At 67.1% G+C, this 15135-nt stretch carries 12 protein-coding genes; 1 reads left to right on the top strand and 11 read right to left on the bottom strand.

The window, feature by feature from the left end:
• Positions 1-22: 22 nt before the first annotated feature.
• The 7 genes from ACXI0U_RS19970 to ACXI0U_RS19940 all read right to left on the bottom strand — a co-directional run bounded on the left by ACXI0U_RS19970 (position 23) and on the right by ACXI0U_RS19940 (position 10015).
• Entirely contained in the window at positions 23-346 is a 324-nt protein-coding gene (locus ACXI0U_RS19970) for a DUF2845 domain-containing protein (protein ID WP_031287191.1), read from the bottom strand.
• Positions 347-473: 127 nt separating this feature from the next.
• On the bottom strand, positions 474-3425 hold the full coding sequence (locus ACXI0U_RS19965; RefSeq protein ID WP_479550737.1) for a DUF748 domain-containing protein: 2952 nt from the start codon (positions 3423-3425) through the stop codon (positions 474-476).
• 100 nt (positions 3426-3525) lie between these two features.
• A complete protein-coding gene (locus tag ACXI0U_RS19960; protein WP_479550736.1) occupies positions 3526-4545 on the bottom strand; it encodes a class I SAM-dependent rRNA methyltransferase in 1020 nt (339 codons plus the stop codon).
• 115 nt (positions 4546-4660) lie between these two features.
• Complete coding sequence (locus ACXI0U_RS19955; protein WP_479550735.1) at positions 4661-5839, bottom strand: acetyl-CoA C-acetyltransferase; 1179 nt, start codon at positions 5837-5839, stop codon at positions 4661-4663.
• Between the two features lie 88 nt (positions 5840-5927).
• Positions 5928-6803 carry an oxygenase MpaB family protein gene (locus tag ACXI0U_RS19950; protein ID WP_479550734.1) on the bottom strand — a complete coding sequence of 292 codons (876 nt, stop codon included), beginning with the start codon at positions 6801-6803 and terminating at the stop codon, positions 5928-5930.
• A gap of 77 nt (positions 6804-6880) precedes the next feature.
• Positions 6881-8818: an acetate--CoA ligase gene (acs, locus tag ACXI0U_RS19945; RefSeq protein ID WP_271659071.1), complete on the bottom strand. Its 1938-nt coding sequence runs from the start codon at positions 8816-8818 to the stop codon at positions 6881-6883.
• A 111-nt stretch (positions 8819-8929) separates the two neighbouring features.
• Complete coding sequence (locus tag ACXI0U_RS19940) at positions 8930-10015, bottom strand: DJ-1/PfpI family protein (protein ID WP_479550733.1); 1086 nt, start codon at positions 10013-10015, stop codon at positions 8930-8932.
• A 112-nt stretch (positions 10016-10127) separates the two neighbouring features.
• On the opposite strand from ACXI0U_RS19940, the gene ACXI0U_RS19935 reads away from it, so the two are divergent.
• Entirely contained in the window at positions 10128-11117 is a 990-nt protein-coding gene (locus ACXI0U_RS19935) for a GlxA family transcriptional regulator (RefSeq protein ID WP_479550732.1), read from the top strand.
• Between the two features lie 56 nt (positions 11118-11173).
• Here ACXI0U_RS19935 and pgi read toward each other — a convergent pair whose 3' ends face one another.
• The 4 genes from pgi to panB form a co-directional block, all read right to left on the bottom strand.
• A complete protein-coding gene (pgi, locus tag ACXI0U_RS19930) occupies positions 11174-12838 on the bottom strand; it encodes a glucose-6-phosphate isomerase (RefSeq protein WP_184491017.1) in 1665 nt (554 codons plus the stop codon).
• 82 nt (positions 12839-12920) lie between these two features.
• Positions 12921-13301 carry an aspartate 1-decarboxylase gene (gene panD, locus ACXI0U_RS19925; protein ID WP_021219325.1) on the bottom strand — a complete coding sequence of 127 codons (381 nt, stop codon included), beginning with the start codon at positions 13299-13301 and terminating at the stop codon, positions 12921-12923.
• Between the two features lie 82 nt (positions 13302-13383).
• Positions 13384-14244 (bottom strand): pantoate--beta-alanine ligase, encoded by an 861-nt coding sequence (gene panC / locus ACXI0U_RS19920; RefSeq protein WP_184491014.1) that lies wholly within the window; start codon positions 14242-14244, stop codon positions 13384-13386.
• On the bottom strand, positions 14241-15041 hold the full coding sequence (panB, locus tag ACXI0U_RS19915; protein WP_263404323.1) for a 3-methyl-2-oxobutanoate hydroxymethyltransferase: 801 nt from the start codon (positions 15039-15041) through the stop codon (positions 14241-14243). Before panB ends, panC begins: the two co-directional genes overlap by 4 nt.
• Between the last annotated feature and the right edge of the window lie 94 nt (positions 15042-15135).

Below are 15135 nucleotides of genomic sequence, written 5' to 3'. Positions count from 1 at the left end.
TAGCACTGCCGATTAATGGCTGTCAGTCGCCACGCTTGCTCTCGATCTTGATCAGCTTGTTCCCTTCGAAGCGCAGGTACTGGTACATGCCGTTGCGCGGCCCGTAGACCCACTCTTCCACCAGCACTTCGCTGGTGTTGCCGTAGCGATCGACCTTCTCGCGGTAGCCCAGGCTGGCACGGCTGGCGGGCTCACCGCACTTGCGCTGTACCTGTGAGGTGCTGTCGTCCTGGCTGATCAGGCCACCGCCTTCGCAGCGCAGCGTGGAGGAGGCCTGGGCAGATGCGGCGGCCAGGAACAGGGGCAGGGCGAGCAGGGGGAGGATCTTCACGAATGCTTCCGTCATTCAGTTTGGGATTTCAGCCTACGCCGCTGAGGCGCGGCTGTCAGCAGGGCCGGGTGCCGCACGAAAACTCGTGCAACACAGCCGTTTGGACAGGTGGAAAGAGGGGGAATTCCAGGGGACTGGGCAGCTATTCGCTGCCCAGTTGCAGGGGCGTGTCGACCTTGCCGTCCGCGTCCGCTTCGCCAAGGCTGACATCGAGCATGTAGACGCGCTCGTCCTGCAGGCCGCCGCGGTCCACCAGGTAATCCTTGATGTTGGCGGCGCGCGCCTGGGCCAGCTGGCGCAACAGCAGCTCGCTCTGCGCCCAGGAGCCGATCACCGCGTCGCGCATCTTCGCCGTGCGTTCCTCGTCGCTGAGGTCCTTCCATTCGGCAGGCGGCTGCTGCTTGAGGCGGGTGCGGTAGATGCCTTCGAGCATCGGCGGCTTCTCGTCGTCCGGCACTTCTAGTTGGGCCGGCTCGGCGGGGACCTTGTCGCCGCGGCGCTGGGCGATCTTGTAGTAGGTGCTCTGGTACTCGCGCTCCAGGCGCTGGGCAGCCAGCAGCGGGCCGTCGCTGGACTTGGCGCTCATGCCTTCCACTTCCAGGCGCAGTGTCGGGCGCTCCTTGAGCGCGGCCGAGAGAGTATCCAAGGCGCGTTGCGCATCGGCGGACAGCTCGCTGCTGCCGGCGGCGAAGGGCACGTTGCTGAGGTCCTGGTCGCCACCGCCGGACACCAGCCCGGCGACGAACTTGAAGGGCGCCTGGGCCGCACGCAGCACCAGGTTGCGCAGGGTCTGCCAGACGATGGGGGCGACACTGAACTGCGGGTCCTTGAGGTTGCCGGCCACCGGCAGCTCGATGTCGATCTTGCCTTCGGTGTCCTTGAGCAGTGCGACCGCCAGCTTGATGGGCAGGTCCACTGCATCGGGGCTCTCGACCTGCTCGCCCAGTTGCAGCTGCTCCAGCACCAGGCGGTTCTGAGCCTTCAACTGGCCCTTCTCGATCTGGTAGTGAAGGTCGAGGTTGAGGCGACCCTTGCGGATGCGGTAACCGGCGAACTTGCCGGAGTAGGGCGTGAGGGTGGTCAGCTCGACGCGCTTGAAGCTGGTGGCGATGTCCAGGGACTCCAGCGGGTCGAAGGGGGTCAGGCTGCCCTTGATGGTGACCGGTGCGTAGCGGTCGACCTTGCCGTTGATATTGACCGTGGCCGGTGTGCGGGTGCGCGTGTCGAGGGTGCCGATCTCGCCATTGAGCTGCTGGATGGCGGTGGCGAAGTTGGGGGTGAGGCTGAAGTCGGCGAAGTTGGCCGAGCCGTTGCTGATGCTTACCGCGCCGACATGGATGTCCAGCGGCTTGCCGGCGGGCTCGGGCTTGGCGTTCGGATCGACGGGCTGCTTGATCACCAGGTCGCTGGCGTTGGTGGTCAGGTCTTCGTTGATGATGAAGCGCGCATAGGGCTGGGTGATGCCGACCTTGTCGATGGACAGGCTATCGCCGTGGCGGTAGGCCAGGCCTTCCACCAGCAACTGCTGCCATTTGACGAAGTCGCGCTCCTTGAGCGTATCCAGGGTGTGCAACTGGTTGACCAGGGCACTGCCGGTGATGGTCAGGGCCAGCGGTTCGGTGCCGGTGAGGGTGACGTCGAGGTTGCTGTCGAGCATGCCGCTGCGCAGCTCCAGGCGCACGAAGGGCTCCATGTAGGCCTGGGCCACGCGCAGGTCGATGTCGCGGGTTTCCACCTGCAGCTTGGCGGTGGTCGGCTTCAGCTGCACCTGGCCTTCGGCCTTGAGCTTGCCCTGCTTGCCGAGACCGGTGTCGACGGCGAGCTGGAAGGGCGATTCGCCGAGGCTGTCGAAGTCCTTGAGGTCGAGGTTGAGCGGGCCGACGTCGATCTGCGCGGGGCTCTTCGGCACGCGATCGGCCAGGTGCACCTTGTAGCCGCGCAGCTGGGTATCGCGCAGCAGCACCTGCCAGGGTTTGCCGGGTTCGTCCTGCTTCGCCTTGGCGTCTGCCTGTTGGACCGCCGAGGCCTGTTCGGGAGCTTTCGCTTCTTGCTTCGCCGGCTCGGCCTTGGCGTCCTTGGCCGGGGCCTTGGCTTCGCTGGCGAACAGCTTCTGCCAGTCCAGCTGGCCATCGGCTTCGCGGGCTGCCCAGGTTTCCAGGTTCTGGCTGCGGATCTTGCCGACCACCACCTGCTGCTTGGCCAGGTCCAGCGAGCTTTCGCTGACCTCCAGGTTCTCCAGGTTGACCAGCGGGCGCCCGTCCGGGGCCTTGATGGCGAAGGGCGCTACCTTGATCGAGGTCTGTTCCAGTTTCAGTTCGGTGCCTTTGGCCAGGCTCAGGTGGTACTGGGTGGCGAGGCTGATGGTGCCTTTCTCCAATACCAGGGGCACGGCGTCACGCACATAGGGCCAGAAGGCCTTCATGTTGCCTTCGGTGACCTTGAGCTCGCCCTTGGAGACGAAGGGCACCAGGCTCAGGCTGCCCTGCCAGTCGATGCGGCCGCCGTGGGGGCCGGTGGCGACCAGCACCATGTCGGTGTTGTCGTCGCGGATGGTGCTGAGGTTCTTCAGTTCGAGGTTCAACGAGTCGTAGACGAACTCGATGGCATCGCTCGGACGCAGGTCCTGGAAGTGCAGGCCGCCTTCCACCAGGCGGACGCTATCGATGCGCACGGGGAAGGGATCGCCGGCCGGTTCTTCGGCCTTGGGTTCGCTGGGCGGCAGCTGGAACAGCTGGGCCAGGTTGAGCGTGCCGTCCTTGGCGAACAGCACCTCGGTGGTGGACTTCTCCAGCTCCACCTCGGCCAGGTGCAGGGCGCCGGTCCACAGGCTGTCCAGCTGCAGGTTGGCGTGCAGGCGCTGGAAGCCGATCTGTTCCTTGTCCGCCTCGCCGATGTGCAGGCCCCAGAGGGTCAGTTCGAGACTGAAGGGGTTGAGCTGGATGCGCTCGAGCCGGGCGGGAACCTTCGCATACTGGGCCAGTTGCTGGTTGACCACGCGCAGGGCGACCCCGGGGATGATCAGGAAGCCGAGCAGGCTGTACAGAGCGATGACGATCAGCAAGGCGCTGACGGCGCGTTTCAATCCTTTGTGCATGGTGAGGCGTCGACTATCCCGGCGGAGGTGGCTTGGAGTATGGCACGGCCACAAGGTTCCGACAGACGGTTGCTGATGGTTTCGTAGGGCGGTTCTCGCTTCAGAAATGCAGCGCCAGGGTCTTCAGCGGCGGGCGCCCGTCGAGGGAGGGGAAGTCGCTTGCCGGCAGCAGCTGCTCCCATTCCCGCACCGGACGGCCGAGCTTGCTGGCGCAGCGCAGCACCTGTTCGCGCCAGTCCTCGATAGCCACCTTCGCCAGGTTGTTGCAGCAGATCAGCGTGCCGTTCTCGGCGGTGGCCTGGATCGCCGGCTTGAGCAGGCTCTGGTAGTCACGCAGCAGGTCGACGGTGCCGAAGGCGCTCTTGGCCCAGGCGGGCGGGTCGAGGAATACCAGGTCGAACGGGCGCTGTTCCAGGCGTGGGTAGCTGGGCAGTTTCTGCCCGTGGCGCCGGGCGATGGTCTGGCCGGCCAACTGGCGGATGGCTGGGAAATAGTCCGACTGCACGAAGCGCATGGGCGCAAGCCCGGGGTTGAGCACGGCGTTTTCGCGGCCGACGGCCAGGTTGCCCTCGGCGAAATCCAGGTTCCACACCTCGCTGGCTCCTCCCGCTGCGGCAGCCAGGCCGACGCCACAGGTGTAGGCGAAGAGGTTGAGTACCGACTTGCCGGCAGCGTGGCGCTTGACCCAGCCGCGGGCGTTGCGCAGGTCGAGGAACAGCAGCGGGTCCTGGCCGGGATGACGGCCGCGTACCCGGTAGTTCAGGCCCCATTCCTGGCCGACGAGGTCGACCAGTGCGTCTGGCTCGGCCTGGTACACAGGGTCGCTGCGATCGATGCGCGAATTGCCCTGGGAGCGGTCGTTGTAGACCAGCAGCAGTGGCTCGCCGAGGCGTTCCTGCACCTGGGCGGTGGCCTGCAGCAGCTCGTCGCGCTGCAGCGTCTGGTGGAAGCTCTGCACCAGCAGTTGCGGGCCGTAGCGGTCGATGGTCAGGCCGGAGGCGCCTTCCTGGCTGCCATGGAACAGGCGGTAGCAGTCGGTGCCTTGCGCATGCAGGTCGGCGAGCAGGGGCTGGCGGGCGTCGAGTGCGGCGCGCAGCGCCTGGGGGAGATCGGAAGGCATGCGCGGCGTCTCGGAGGAAAGGGCGCGCAGTTTAACAAAGCGGGAACGGCTTGGCGCCGAGTGCGGCGAGGCCGGTGTGGGCCTCGCGCAGGGGCTCGATGGCGTCGCGGGCAGCTTAACGCTCGATGGCCAGGGCCACGCCCTGCCCGCCGCCGATGCACAGGGCCGCCAGGCCCTTCTTCGCATCGCGCTTGATCATTTCGTGCAGCAGGGTCACCAGTACGCGGCAACCGGAGGCACCGATGGGGTGGCCGATGGCGATGGCACCGCCGTTGACGTTGACCTTCTCGGCGTCCCAACCCAGCTCCTTGCCCACCGACAGGGCCTGGGCGGCGAAGGCTTCGTTGGCTTCGATCAGGTCCAGTTCGCCGAGGTTCCAGCCGGCCTTCTCCAGGCAGCGCTTGGTGGCGGAAACCGGGCCGATGCCCATGATCGCCGGGTCGACGCCGGCATTGGCGTAGGCGGCGATGCGCGCCAGCACCGGCAGGCCCAGGGCTTTTGCCTTCTCGGCGCTCATCAGCAGCACGGCGGCGGCGCCGTCGTTGAGGCTGGAGGCGTTGCCGGCGGTGACGCTGCCGTCCTTCTTGAAGGCTGGTTTGAGCTTGGCCAGGGATTCGGCGGTGGTGCCGGCGCGGGGCTGCTCGTCGGTGGCAAAGGCGATGGGGTCGCCCTTCTTCTGCGGAATCAGGATCGGGGTGATCTCATCCACGAAGCGGCCGGCTTCGATGGCGGCGGAAGCCTTCTGCTGGGAAGCGGCGGCGAAGGCGTCCTGGGCTTCACGGCTGATGCCGTACTTCTCCACCAGGTTCTCGGCGGTGATGCCCATGTGGTAGTCCTTGAAGGCGTCCCACAGGCCATCCTGGATCATGGTGTCGATGAGCTTGGCGTGGCCCATGCGCAGGCCGGTGCGGGCGCCGGGCATGACGTAGGGGGCGAGGCTCATGTTTTCCTGGCCGCCGGCGATGATCACCTCGGCGTCGCCGCAGCGGATGGCCTGGGCGGCCAGGTGCAGGGCCTTGAGGCCGGAGCCGCAGACCTTGTTCAGGGTCATGGCCGGCACGGCGTTGGGCAGGCCGGCGAGGATGGCGGCCTGGCGCGCAGGGTTCTGGCCGGAGCCGGCGGTGAGCACCTGGCCGAGGATGACTTCATCCACCTGGGCGCCATCGAGGCCGGTCTGGGCCAGCAGCTGGCGGATCACCGCAGCGCCCAGCTCGGGGGCGGGGATGTGGGCCAGCGAGCCCTGGAAGCTGCCGACGGCGGTGCGGGTAGCGGCGACTATGACGACGTCTTGCATGGTTTCTGTCCTCGAAGCGGGTAATCGGTTCAGGCTGTGACCGGAAAGTGGCCGATGGTCGCACAGGCCCGTGTGACCGGCCAGCCACTCAGCGGGTGGGCAGGCCCATGCGCCGGCGGGCGCGGACGGAGGCGCCGTTGCGCAGGGCCCAGCGCAGCATCGGTGCGGTGCGCTGCACGCCGGCGCGGATCAACGGGCGCTGCCAGTCAGGCAGGCGCAGGCCGAGCATGGCCAGGGCCCAGGTGGGCAGCAACTCGATGCCGGCCTGCATCATCAGGTTGCCGAAGGGCTTCGCCAGGGCGCTGGGCGCGGGGGCATCGCGCAGCAGGCGCACCACTTCGAGGGTGCGCTCGTCGCACAGCATCTGCGGGCGCATCGCTTCCAGATAGTCGGCGACGGCCCGGCGCGATTTGGGCACGTTGCGGGCGCCAAGGCGTTCGGCCACCAGGGCGATTTCCGCGTAGTAGCGGTCCTGGTCGGTGCCGGGCATCTGCGGGTCGAGGTGGCGCAGGTAGGCGCCGAGGAAGCTGCTGACCTCGGCGACATGCACCCAGGTGAGCAGGTCCGGGTCACTGGCCGCATAGGGGCGCCCATCCGGCGCGTTGCCGACCACTTGCAGGTGAATGGTGCGTACCTTGTCGATCAGCCATTCCGCGTCGTGGCGGTTGCCATAGGTGGTGCCGGAAATGAACAGGCTGGTGCGGCGCAGGCGGCCGAGCATGTCCTGGCGGAAATTGGAGTGGTCCCACACGCCAGCGAGGGCGAGGGGGTGCAGCATCTGCAACAGCAGGGCGCTGATGCCGCCGATCATCATCGAGGTGAAGTCGCCGTGGACCTTCCAGGGCATGGAGTCCGGGCCGAACAGCCCAGGGTCGCCCTTGGGGCTGTCCAGGTCGATCTGCCCGAGGGAGACTCCGGTGAGGCTGAGGATCTGGCTTTCGATGCGGTTGCGGATAAGGTTCATCGTCAGGCGTTCGAGGCAGGCCGGGAGCTGGCGCCCGGTGATTCTTCCGGCTTCCAGCTCCCAGCTTCAAGCTTTATCTACTGGTTCAAGCGCTTGTCGATAAGGCTCTCGACCACCGAGGGGTCGGCCAGGGTGGAGGTGTCGCCCAGGCTGTCCAGCTCGTTGCAGGCGATCTTGCGCAGGATGCGCCGCATGATCTTGCCTGAGCGGGTCTTCGGCAGGCCGGGTGCCCACTGCATCAGCTCGGGCTTGGCGAAGCTGCCGATTTCCTTGCCGACCAGGGCCAGCAGTTCCTTCTTCAGCTCGTCGCTGGGTTCCACGCCCTTCATGGTGGTGACGAAGGCATAGATGCCCTGGCCCTTTACATCGTGGGGGTAGCCGACCACCGCAGCCTCGGCCACGTCGTCGTGCAGCACCAGGGCGCTTTCCACCTCGGCGGTGCCGATACGGTGCCCGGAGACGTTGATCACGTCGTCCACGCGGCCGGTGATCCAGTAGTAGCCGTCCTCGTCGCGGCGCGCGCCGTCGCCGGTGAAGTAGTAGCCGGGGTACGCGGAGAAGTAGGTCTCGATCATCCGCTTGTGGTCGCCGTAGACGCTGCGGATCTGGCTCGGCCAGCTCGATTTGATGGCGAGCACGCCGGAGCCGGCGCCTTCGATCTCCTTGCCCTGTTCGTCCAGCAGCACCGGTTGCACGCCGAAGAAGGGGCGGGTGGCCGAGCCGGGCTTCAGCGCCGTGGCGCCGGGCAGCGGGGTGATGAGGATGCTGCCGGTCTCGGTCTGCCACCAGGTGTCGACGATGGGGCAGCGCTTTTCGCCGACGACGTTGAAGTACCACTCCCAGGCTTCCGGGTTGATCGGCTCGCCGACGCTGCCGAGCAGGCGCAGGCTGGCGCGCGAGGTGCTGTGCACGGCGGCTTCGCCTTCACGCATCAGCGCGCGCAGGGCGGTGGGCGCGGTGTAGAAGATGTTGACCTGGTGCTTGTCGATCACCTGCCAGAAACGCGAGGCATCGGGGTAGCTCGGCACACCCTCGAACATCAGGGTGGTGGCGGCGTTGGCCAGCGGGCCGTAGACGATGTAGCTGTGGCCGGTGACCCAGCCCACATCGGCGGTGCACCAGTAGATATCGCCCTCGTGGTAGTCGAAGACGTACTTGTGGGTCATCGCCGCGCCCAGCAGGTAGCCGCCGGTGGTGTGCAGCACGCCCTTGGGTTTGCCGGTGGAGCCGGAGGTGTAGAGGATGAACAGCGGGTCCTCGGCGTCCATCCACTCCGGTACGCATTCCTCCGAGGCGCCGCGCAGGGCCTCGTGGTACCAGATGTCACGGCCTTCGACCCAGGCGACTTCGCCCTGGGTGCGCTCGACCACGACGACGGTGGAGACATCGGGGCAATCCTTCAGCGCCTTGTCGACGTTCTGCTTGAGGGGCACGTACTTGCCGCCGCGCACGCCTTCGTCGGCGGTGATCACGGCGCGGCAGTCGGCGTCGAGGATGCGGTCACGCAGGGCGTCGGGGGAGAAGCCGCCAAATACCACCGAGTGCACGGCACCGATGCGCGAACAGGCGAGCATGGCGTAGGCCGCCTCGGGGATCATCGGCATGTAGATGCACACCCGGTCGCCCTTCTTTACGCCGCGATCCTTGAGCACGTTGGCCAGACGGCAGACGTGCTGGTGCAGCTTGCGGTAGGTGATCTGCGCGGATTCGGCCGGGTTGTCGCCTTCCCAGATGATGGCGACCTGCTCGGCGCGCTTTTCCAGGTGACGGTCGATGCAGTTGTAGCTGACGTTGAGCTTGCCGCCCTTGAACCATTCGGCCTGGCCCTGGCGCAGGTCGCTGCTGTGCAGCCGGTCCCAGGGCTGGAACCAGTCGAGGAAGGTGGTGGCCTGCTCGCTCCAGAACTCTTCGGGGTTATCCACCGACTGCTGGTACAGGCGCAGGTAGGCATCGTTATCCAGGAAGGCGCGCTTGCGCACGTCCTCGGGCACGGCGTGAAGGCTGATTTCGTACATGAGGCGGGTCCTTGTTTTTGTGTTGCCGCAATGCCGGCTAGGGTGCACCCAAGCAGTTGCTCGGTTCAAGTGCCCGCCGGCTTCGCACAGGCGTTTGAGCCCGCCCCAAGGTTATTCGTTCAGCGCAGGGGCGTACTCGAGCTGGGCTGCTACCAGTGCGGCGGTGGCTTGGTCGTAACGCTCGGCGATGGCGCCCAGGGTCTGGTCGAAGAGGCGGGCCAGCGGTGCGTCGGTGGGCTGCAGGTGCGTGATACCCGGGTGCGCGGCCATGGGCTCCGGCAGCAGGACCAGGCCGCTGGCCGTACGGATGGGCGATGCATCCGCCGCCAGTGCCAGGACCTCGGAGCGGAAGGTGCGCGACCAGGCGTCTGCACGCAGGGCCAGGGCCAGTTCGTCTTCGCCTTGTCGCACCTCCAGCCCCAGCGCCTCGTGACGCCAGAACGACAGCAGATTGCCGGCGGCGGCCAGGTAGCCGCCGGCGCCGAGGGCGAAGGCATCGCCGTCGTGGCGGGGCGACCAGTCCGCCAGGCCGATGCCCGTGGCCAGCGCCTGTGCTCGGTCGGTGCCGGCGATGGCTTCCACCAGGGCAATGGAGACGGGCATCGCGGCGCTGACGCCGGCCGTGGTGATCACCTTGCCGTCGGCCAGGTAGCGGCGATCGCTCACCCAGCGGGTGCCGGGAAAGTCGTCCTCCCGCTGGCCCCGGGAGTACCAGTGGCCGGTGGCGCGACGCCCCTCCAGAAGGCCGGCTTCGCCGAGCACCAGGGCGCCGTCGCAGATACCGACGACGGTCGCGCCCTTGGCGGCCTGCTGGCGGACCCAGCGCAGCAGCTGCGGGTCGTCGCTGTGGTGGACGGCAGGCACGACGATGTAATCGGCGCCTTCGGGGTGACGGTGGTCGAAGCCGTCGATATCGGCCTCGGCCAGCAGGCGCAGCGCCGGCATCATCTGCATCGGCCCTGGCCGGGTGGAAAGCGCGACGACCTCGGCGACGCCCGAGCGCTTCAACAGCCCATAGGGGAGAACGTAATCGACCAGTTCCGTCATGCGGTTTTCTCCGATCACCGCCACCAGCGGCCGTTCGCGCTCGAAGCGCTTTTGGTAGGTGGGCAGGCGCTCGGGCGCTTCGTCGGCCCTCAGGGGCAGGGGATGGCAGAAAAACAGGCAGGCGAGCAGCAGGGTGGCTAGGCGGGACATGGAGCACTCCTTGGCGGGCGGGTTTCTTGGAGTGTTAATCGGGCCAGCCTGGCGCGAATGACAGTGATGGATGAAACTCCGCCAATCCTCGTCAGTGCCTGCCAGGTGGCCCATGTCCGTAGCCCCCGAATCGCCGCCCCATCTCGTCGTCTTGCTGGTCTTCACCGATTTCCAGCTGCTCGACGCCAGTGGCCCGGCGGATGTGTTCGCTGCCGTCGGCGAGCACCTGCCGGGTGGCCGTGCGGCGCCTTATCGCTTGCGCACGGTGGCGCCTGAGGCGGGGCTGGTGGCGTCGTCCACCGGGTTGCAGTTGCAGGCCGAGGCGCTGCCGCCACCCTCCGAGCTCGTGGGCTGCACCTTGCTGGTGGCCGGCGGCCATGGCGTGCAGCGGGCCATGGGGGCGGAGGGGCTGGTGCGCTGGCTGGCCGAGGTGGCGCAGGTTGCGCGGCGTTGCTGTTCGGTCTGCACCGGCGCCTTTCTGCTGGCGCGCGCGGGGCTGCTGGATGGGCGCCAGGTGGTGACCCACTGGCGCTACGCGGCGCTTTTGCAACGGCTGTTTCCGACGGTGCGGGTGCTGGAGGACGCGCTCTTCGTGCGTGACGGGGCCTTCTACAGCTCCGCGGGTGTTACCGCGGGCATCGACCTGTGCCTGAGCTTGGTGGAGGAGGACCTGGGGCGTGGTGTTTCGCTGCAGGTGGCCAAGGGGCTGGTGATGTACCTGCGGCGCCCTGGCGGGCAGCGCCAGTTCAGCGCCGAGCTGCTGGCCCAGCAGGCGCCGGTGGGCGGGCTGGTGGAGCAACCATCGGCCTGGCTGCGGGAGCACCTGCAGGAGGACCTGGACATCGAGGCGATGGCGGCGGCGCTGGCAGTGTCGCCCCGCACCCTGCATCGACGCTGCAAGGAGGAGCTGGACATGGGGCCTGCGCGGCTGCTGTTCCAGATGCGCCTGGAAGCGGCCTGTCGGTTGCTGGAGGCGGGGGCGGCCTCGCTCAAGCGCACGGCACAACGCACCGGCTTTATCAGCGAGTACAACCTGAGAAGGGCGTTCGTGCTGGAGTTGGGGGTGACGCCGAGCGAGTACCGCCAGCGTTTCTGCCGCTAGCAGCGGCGGGTACCTGGCGGGGGAGTGCCGCACCCGGGGCGGGTGCGGCAGCTGCATCAGCCGCGATGACGGCCGCGGAAGAAGTCGATCAGGCCCTGGGTGGAGCCGTCCTCGGCGGGGGTTTCCTCGCTGCCGACGATGCGCGAGTAGACGCCCTTGCCCAGCTCCTTGCCCAGTTCGACGCCCCACTGATCGAAGGCGTTGATGCCCCAGAGCACGCTCTGCACATAGACCTTGTGCTCGTACATGGCGATCAGCGCGCCCAGGCGGCGAGGGCTGATGCGCTCCATCACCAAGGTGTTGCTGGGGCGGTTGCCGGGGATCGCCTTGTGCGGTGCCAGGCGCTGCACCTCGGCCTCGGGCAGGCCCTTGGCGCGCAGCTCGCTCTCGGCTTCCTCGCGGGATTTACCGAGCATCATCGCCTGGCTCTGGGACAGGCAGTTGGCGAACAGCCACTGGTGGTGGTCGGCCACCGGGTTGTAGCTGGACACCGGGACGATGAAGTCGGCCGGAATCAGGTGGGTGCCCTGGTGCAGCAACTGGTGGTAGGCGTGCTGGCCGTTGCAGCCGACGCCGCCCCAGATCACCGGGCCGGTGCCGGCGGTGACCGGGCTGCCGTCCTGGCGCACGCTCTTGCCGTTGGATTCCATGTCCAGCTGCTGCAGGTGGTCGGTGAAGTTACGCAGGTAGTAGTCGTAGGGCAGGATCGCGTGGCTGCGGGCGCCCCAGAAGTCGCTGTACCAGACGCCCAGCAGGCCGAGGATCACAGGGATGTTGCGCTCGAAGGGGGCGGTCTGGAAGTGCTGGTCCATGCTGTAGGCGCCGGACAGCAGCTCCTTGAAGTTGGAGATGCCGATGGACATGGCGATGGGCAGGCCGATAGCCGACCACAGCGAGTAGCGGCCGCCCACCCAGTCCCACATGGGGAAGATGTTCTCTTCACGGATGCCGAAGGCCATGGCCGCTTCCTTGTTGCTGGAAACGGCGATGAAGTGGCGGTAGAGCTCTTCCTCGCTGCCGCCCTGGGCCAGGTACCAGGCGCGGGCGGCCTGGGCGTTCTTCAGGGTTTCCAGGGTGCCGAAGGACTTGCTGGAGACGATGAACAGGGTGGTTTCGGCGTTGAGCTTGCAGGCCAGCTCGCGGAACTCGCTGCCGTCGATGTTGGCCAGGTAGTGGCAGCGCACGCCTTTCTGGGCGAAGGGCAGCAGGGCTTCGGAAACCAGTTGCGGGCCGAGGAAGGAGCCGCCGATGCCGATGTTCACCACGTCGGTGATGGGCTTCTCGGTGTAACCGCGCCACAGGCCGTTGTGCACGTAGCCCACCAGCTCGGTCATCTGGTGCAGCACACGGTGCACCTCGGGCATCACGTCGGTGCCGTCCACCCGCACCTTGTCACCGATGGGGCGGCGCAGTGCGGTGTGCAGCACCGGGCGCTGTTCGGAGGCATTGATCACCTCGCCCCGGAACATCGCCTTGATCGCTTCGCTGAGCTGCGCCTCTTCCGCCAGCTTCACCAGCAGGGCCAGGGTGTCGTCGCGGATCAGGTTCTTGGAGAAGTCCAGCAGCAGCCCGCAAGCGCTGAGGGTGAAGCGCTTGAAGCGCTCGGCGTCATCCTGGAAGGCCTGGCGCATCTTGAAACCGGCCAGCTCCTCACGGTGCGCGGAGAGCGCGCCCCAGCTGGGCAGTTGGGTTACGTCGAGCGGAGTCAGGTGGTGGTTCATGGCGTGCCTTCAAGCAATCAACTTGGTTATGAACATGAAAAAGCCCGGAGTGTTCCGGGCTTCCAGTCTAGCGGGTCAGGGCTTAGGCGACCTGTACCGGAATGGCGTTACTGGTGTGGCTCAGCTCGTTGCCCGGCGCCATGTAAAGCATGCGCGGCTTGAAGCTGGCCAGTTCGGCTTCGCTGTAGTGGGCGTAGGCGCAGATGATGACCCGGTCGCCTACTTTGGCCTTGTGCGCGGCAGCGCCGTTGACCGAGATCATGCGCGAGCCGTTTTCACCGCGGATGGCGTAGGTGGTGAAGCGCTCGCCGTTGTCGACGTTGTAGATCTGGATCTGCTCGTATTCGTGGATGCCGGCGAGGTCCAGCCACTCACCATCGATGGCGCAGGAGCCTTCGTAGTCGAGTACGGCGTGGGTGACTTCGGCGCGGTGCAGCTTGGCCTTGAGCATGATGGCGTGCATGGCGTTTTCCTTGTCTGGACGCTGGCGGCGGCAGAGTTTGCCCGAACCACGAGGGGCGGGCAAGCCGTGCCGGGCGCGGGTTTCAGGCCTGCTTTTCGAGGCTGAAGGCGAGGTTGTCGATCAGGCGTGTGGTGCCCATGTAGGCGGCGGCCAGTATCACCAGGTCGCGCTCGCCGGGCTGCGCCGGACGCAGGCTGGAGGCCTCGCGGACTTCCAGGTAATCGGGGCGGAAACCGGCCTCGCTCAGCGCGTCGCGGCCCTGGGCTTCCAGTGCGGCGAAGTCGCTGTTGCCACTGGCTACGGAGGCTGCCAGCTGCTTGAGGATGCGGTACAGGGCCGGTGCGGCGGCACGCTGCTGCTCGTCCAGGTAGCCGTTGCGCGAAGACAGTGCCAGGCCGTCTTCGGCGCGCACCGTGGCCTCGCCCATGACCTGGATCGGCATGTTGAGGTCGCGGACCAGCTTGCGGATCACCGCGAGCTGCTGGAAATCCTTCTCGCCGAACAGGGCGAGGTCCGGCTGGACCATGTTGAACAGCTTGCTGACCACGGTGGCGACACCTTCGAAGTGGCCGGGACGGCTGGCGCCGCAGAGCCCTTCGGAGACCAGGGGCACGCTGACGCGGGTCTGGTCGCTCATGCCGTCGGGGTACATCTCCTCGACGTCCGGGTGGAACAGCAGGTGGCAGCCGGCGGCGACCAGTTTTTCCTGGTCGGCCTGCAGGGTGCGGGGGTACTTGGCCAGGTCTTCGCTGGGGCCGAACTGCAGCGGGTTGACGAAGATGCTGGCGACGACGAAATCGGCGCGCTGGGCGGCTTTCTCCACCAGCGCGGCGTGGCCGGCGTGGAGGTTGCCCATGGTCGGCACCAGGCCGATGCGCTTGCCTTCGCCACGAGCACGGGCCACGGCGGCCCGCAGCTCGCGGACGGTCTTGACGGTGATCATGCGGAGAATCCGTGTTCGGCGGCCGGGAAGGTGACGTCCTTGACGGCCTTCACGTAGGCGGCCATGGCGGCCTGGATGCTGGGCTGGCCTTCCATGAAGTTCTTCACGAACTTGGGCGCGCGGCCGGTGAGGGAGAGGCCGAGCATGTCGTGCATCACCAGGACCTGGCCATCGGTGGCGCTACCGGCACCGATGCCGATGACCGGGATCTTCACCGACTGAGTGATTTCGGCGGCCAGCTCGCTGGGCACGCATTCCAGCAGCAGCATGGCGGCGCCGGCCTGTTCCAGGGCCATGGCGTCGGCGCGCAGCTGGCGGGCCTGGGCTTCCTGGCGGCCTTGCACCTTGTAGCCACCGAGGATGTTCACCGCTTGCGGGGTGAGGCCAAGATGGGCGCAGACGGGAATGCCGCGCTCGGCCAGCAGGCGGATGGGCTCGGCCAGCCAGGCGGCGCCTTCCAGCTTGACCATGTGGGCGCCGGCCTGCATCAGGGCGGCGCTGTTGGCGAAGGTCTGTTCCAGGGTGGCATAGGCCATGAAGGGCAGGTCGGCGATGATCAGCGCGCCCTGGTTGCCGCGCTTCACGGCGGCGGTGTGGTACGCCATGTCGGCGACGCTCACCGGCAGGGTGCTGTCATGGCCTTGCAGGACCATGCCAAGGGAATCGCCCACCAGCAGCACATCGGCACCGGCCTGGCTCGCGGCCTGGGCGAAGGTGGCGTCATAGGCCGTTAGCATGGCGATCTTCTCGCCTTTCTGCTTCAGCTCTTGAAGGGTGGTCAGGGTCACATCAGGCATGAAAACGTCCTCATCGGTACCGATTCTGCACCGGCACGGGGCAACGGGACGCTTATAGTCCCGATGGTGGGGCATGGTGTCAATTGCAGGTGTT

Source organism: Pseudomonas sp. C9D1 (assembly GCF_056491235.1).
The sequence above is the reverse complement of the archived record's forward strand: the minus strand, read 5'-3'. Positions and strand labels throughout refer to the sequence as shown.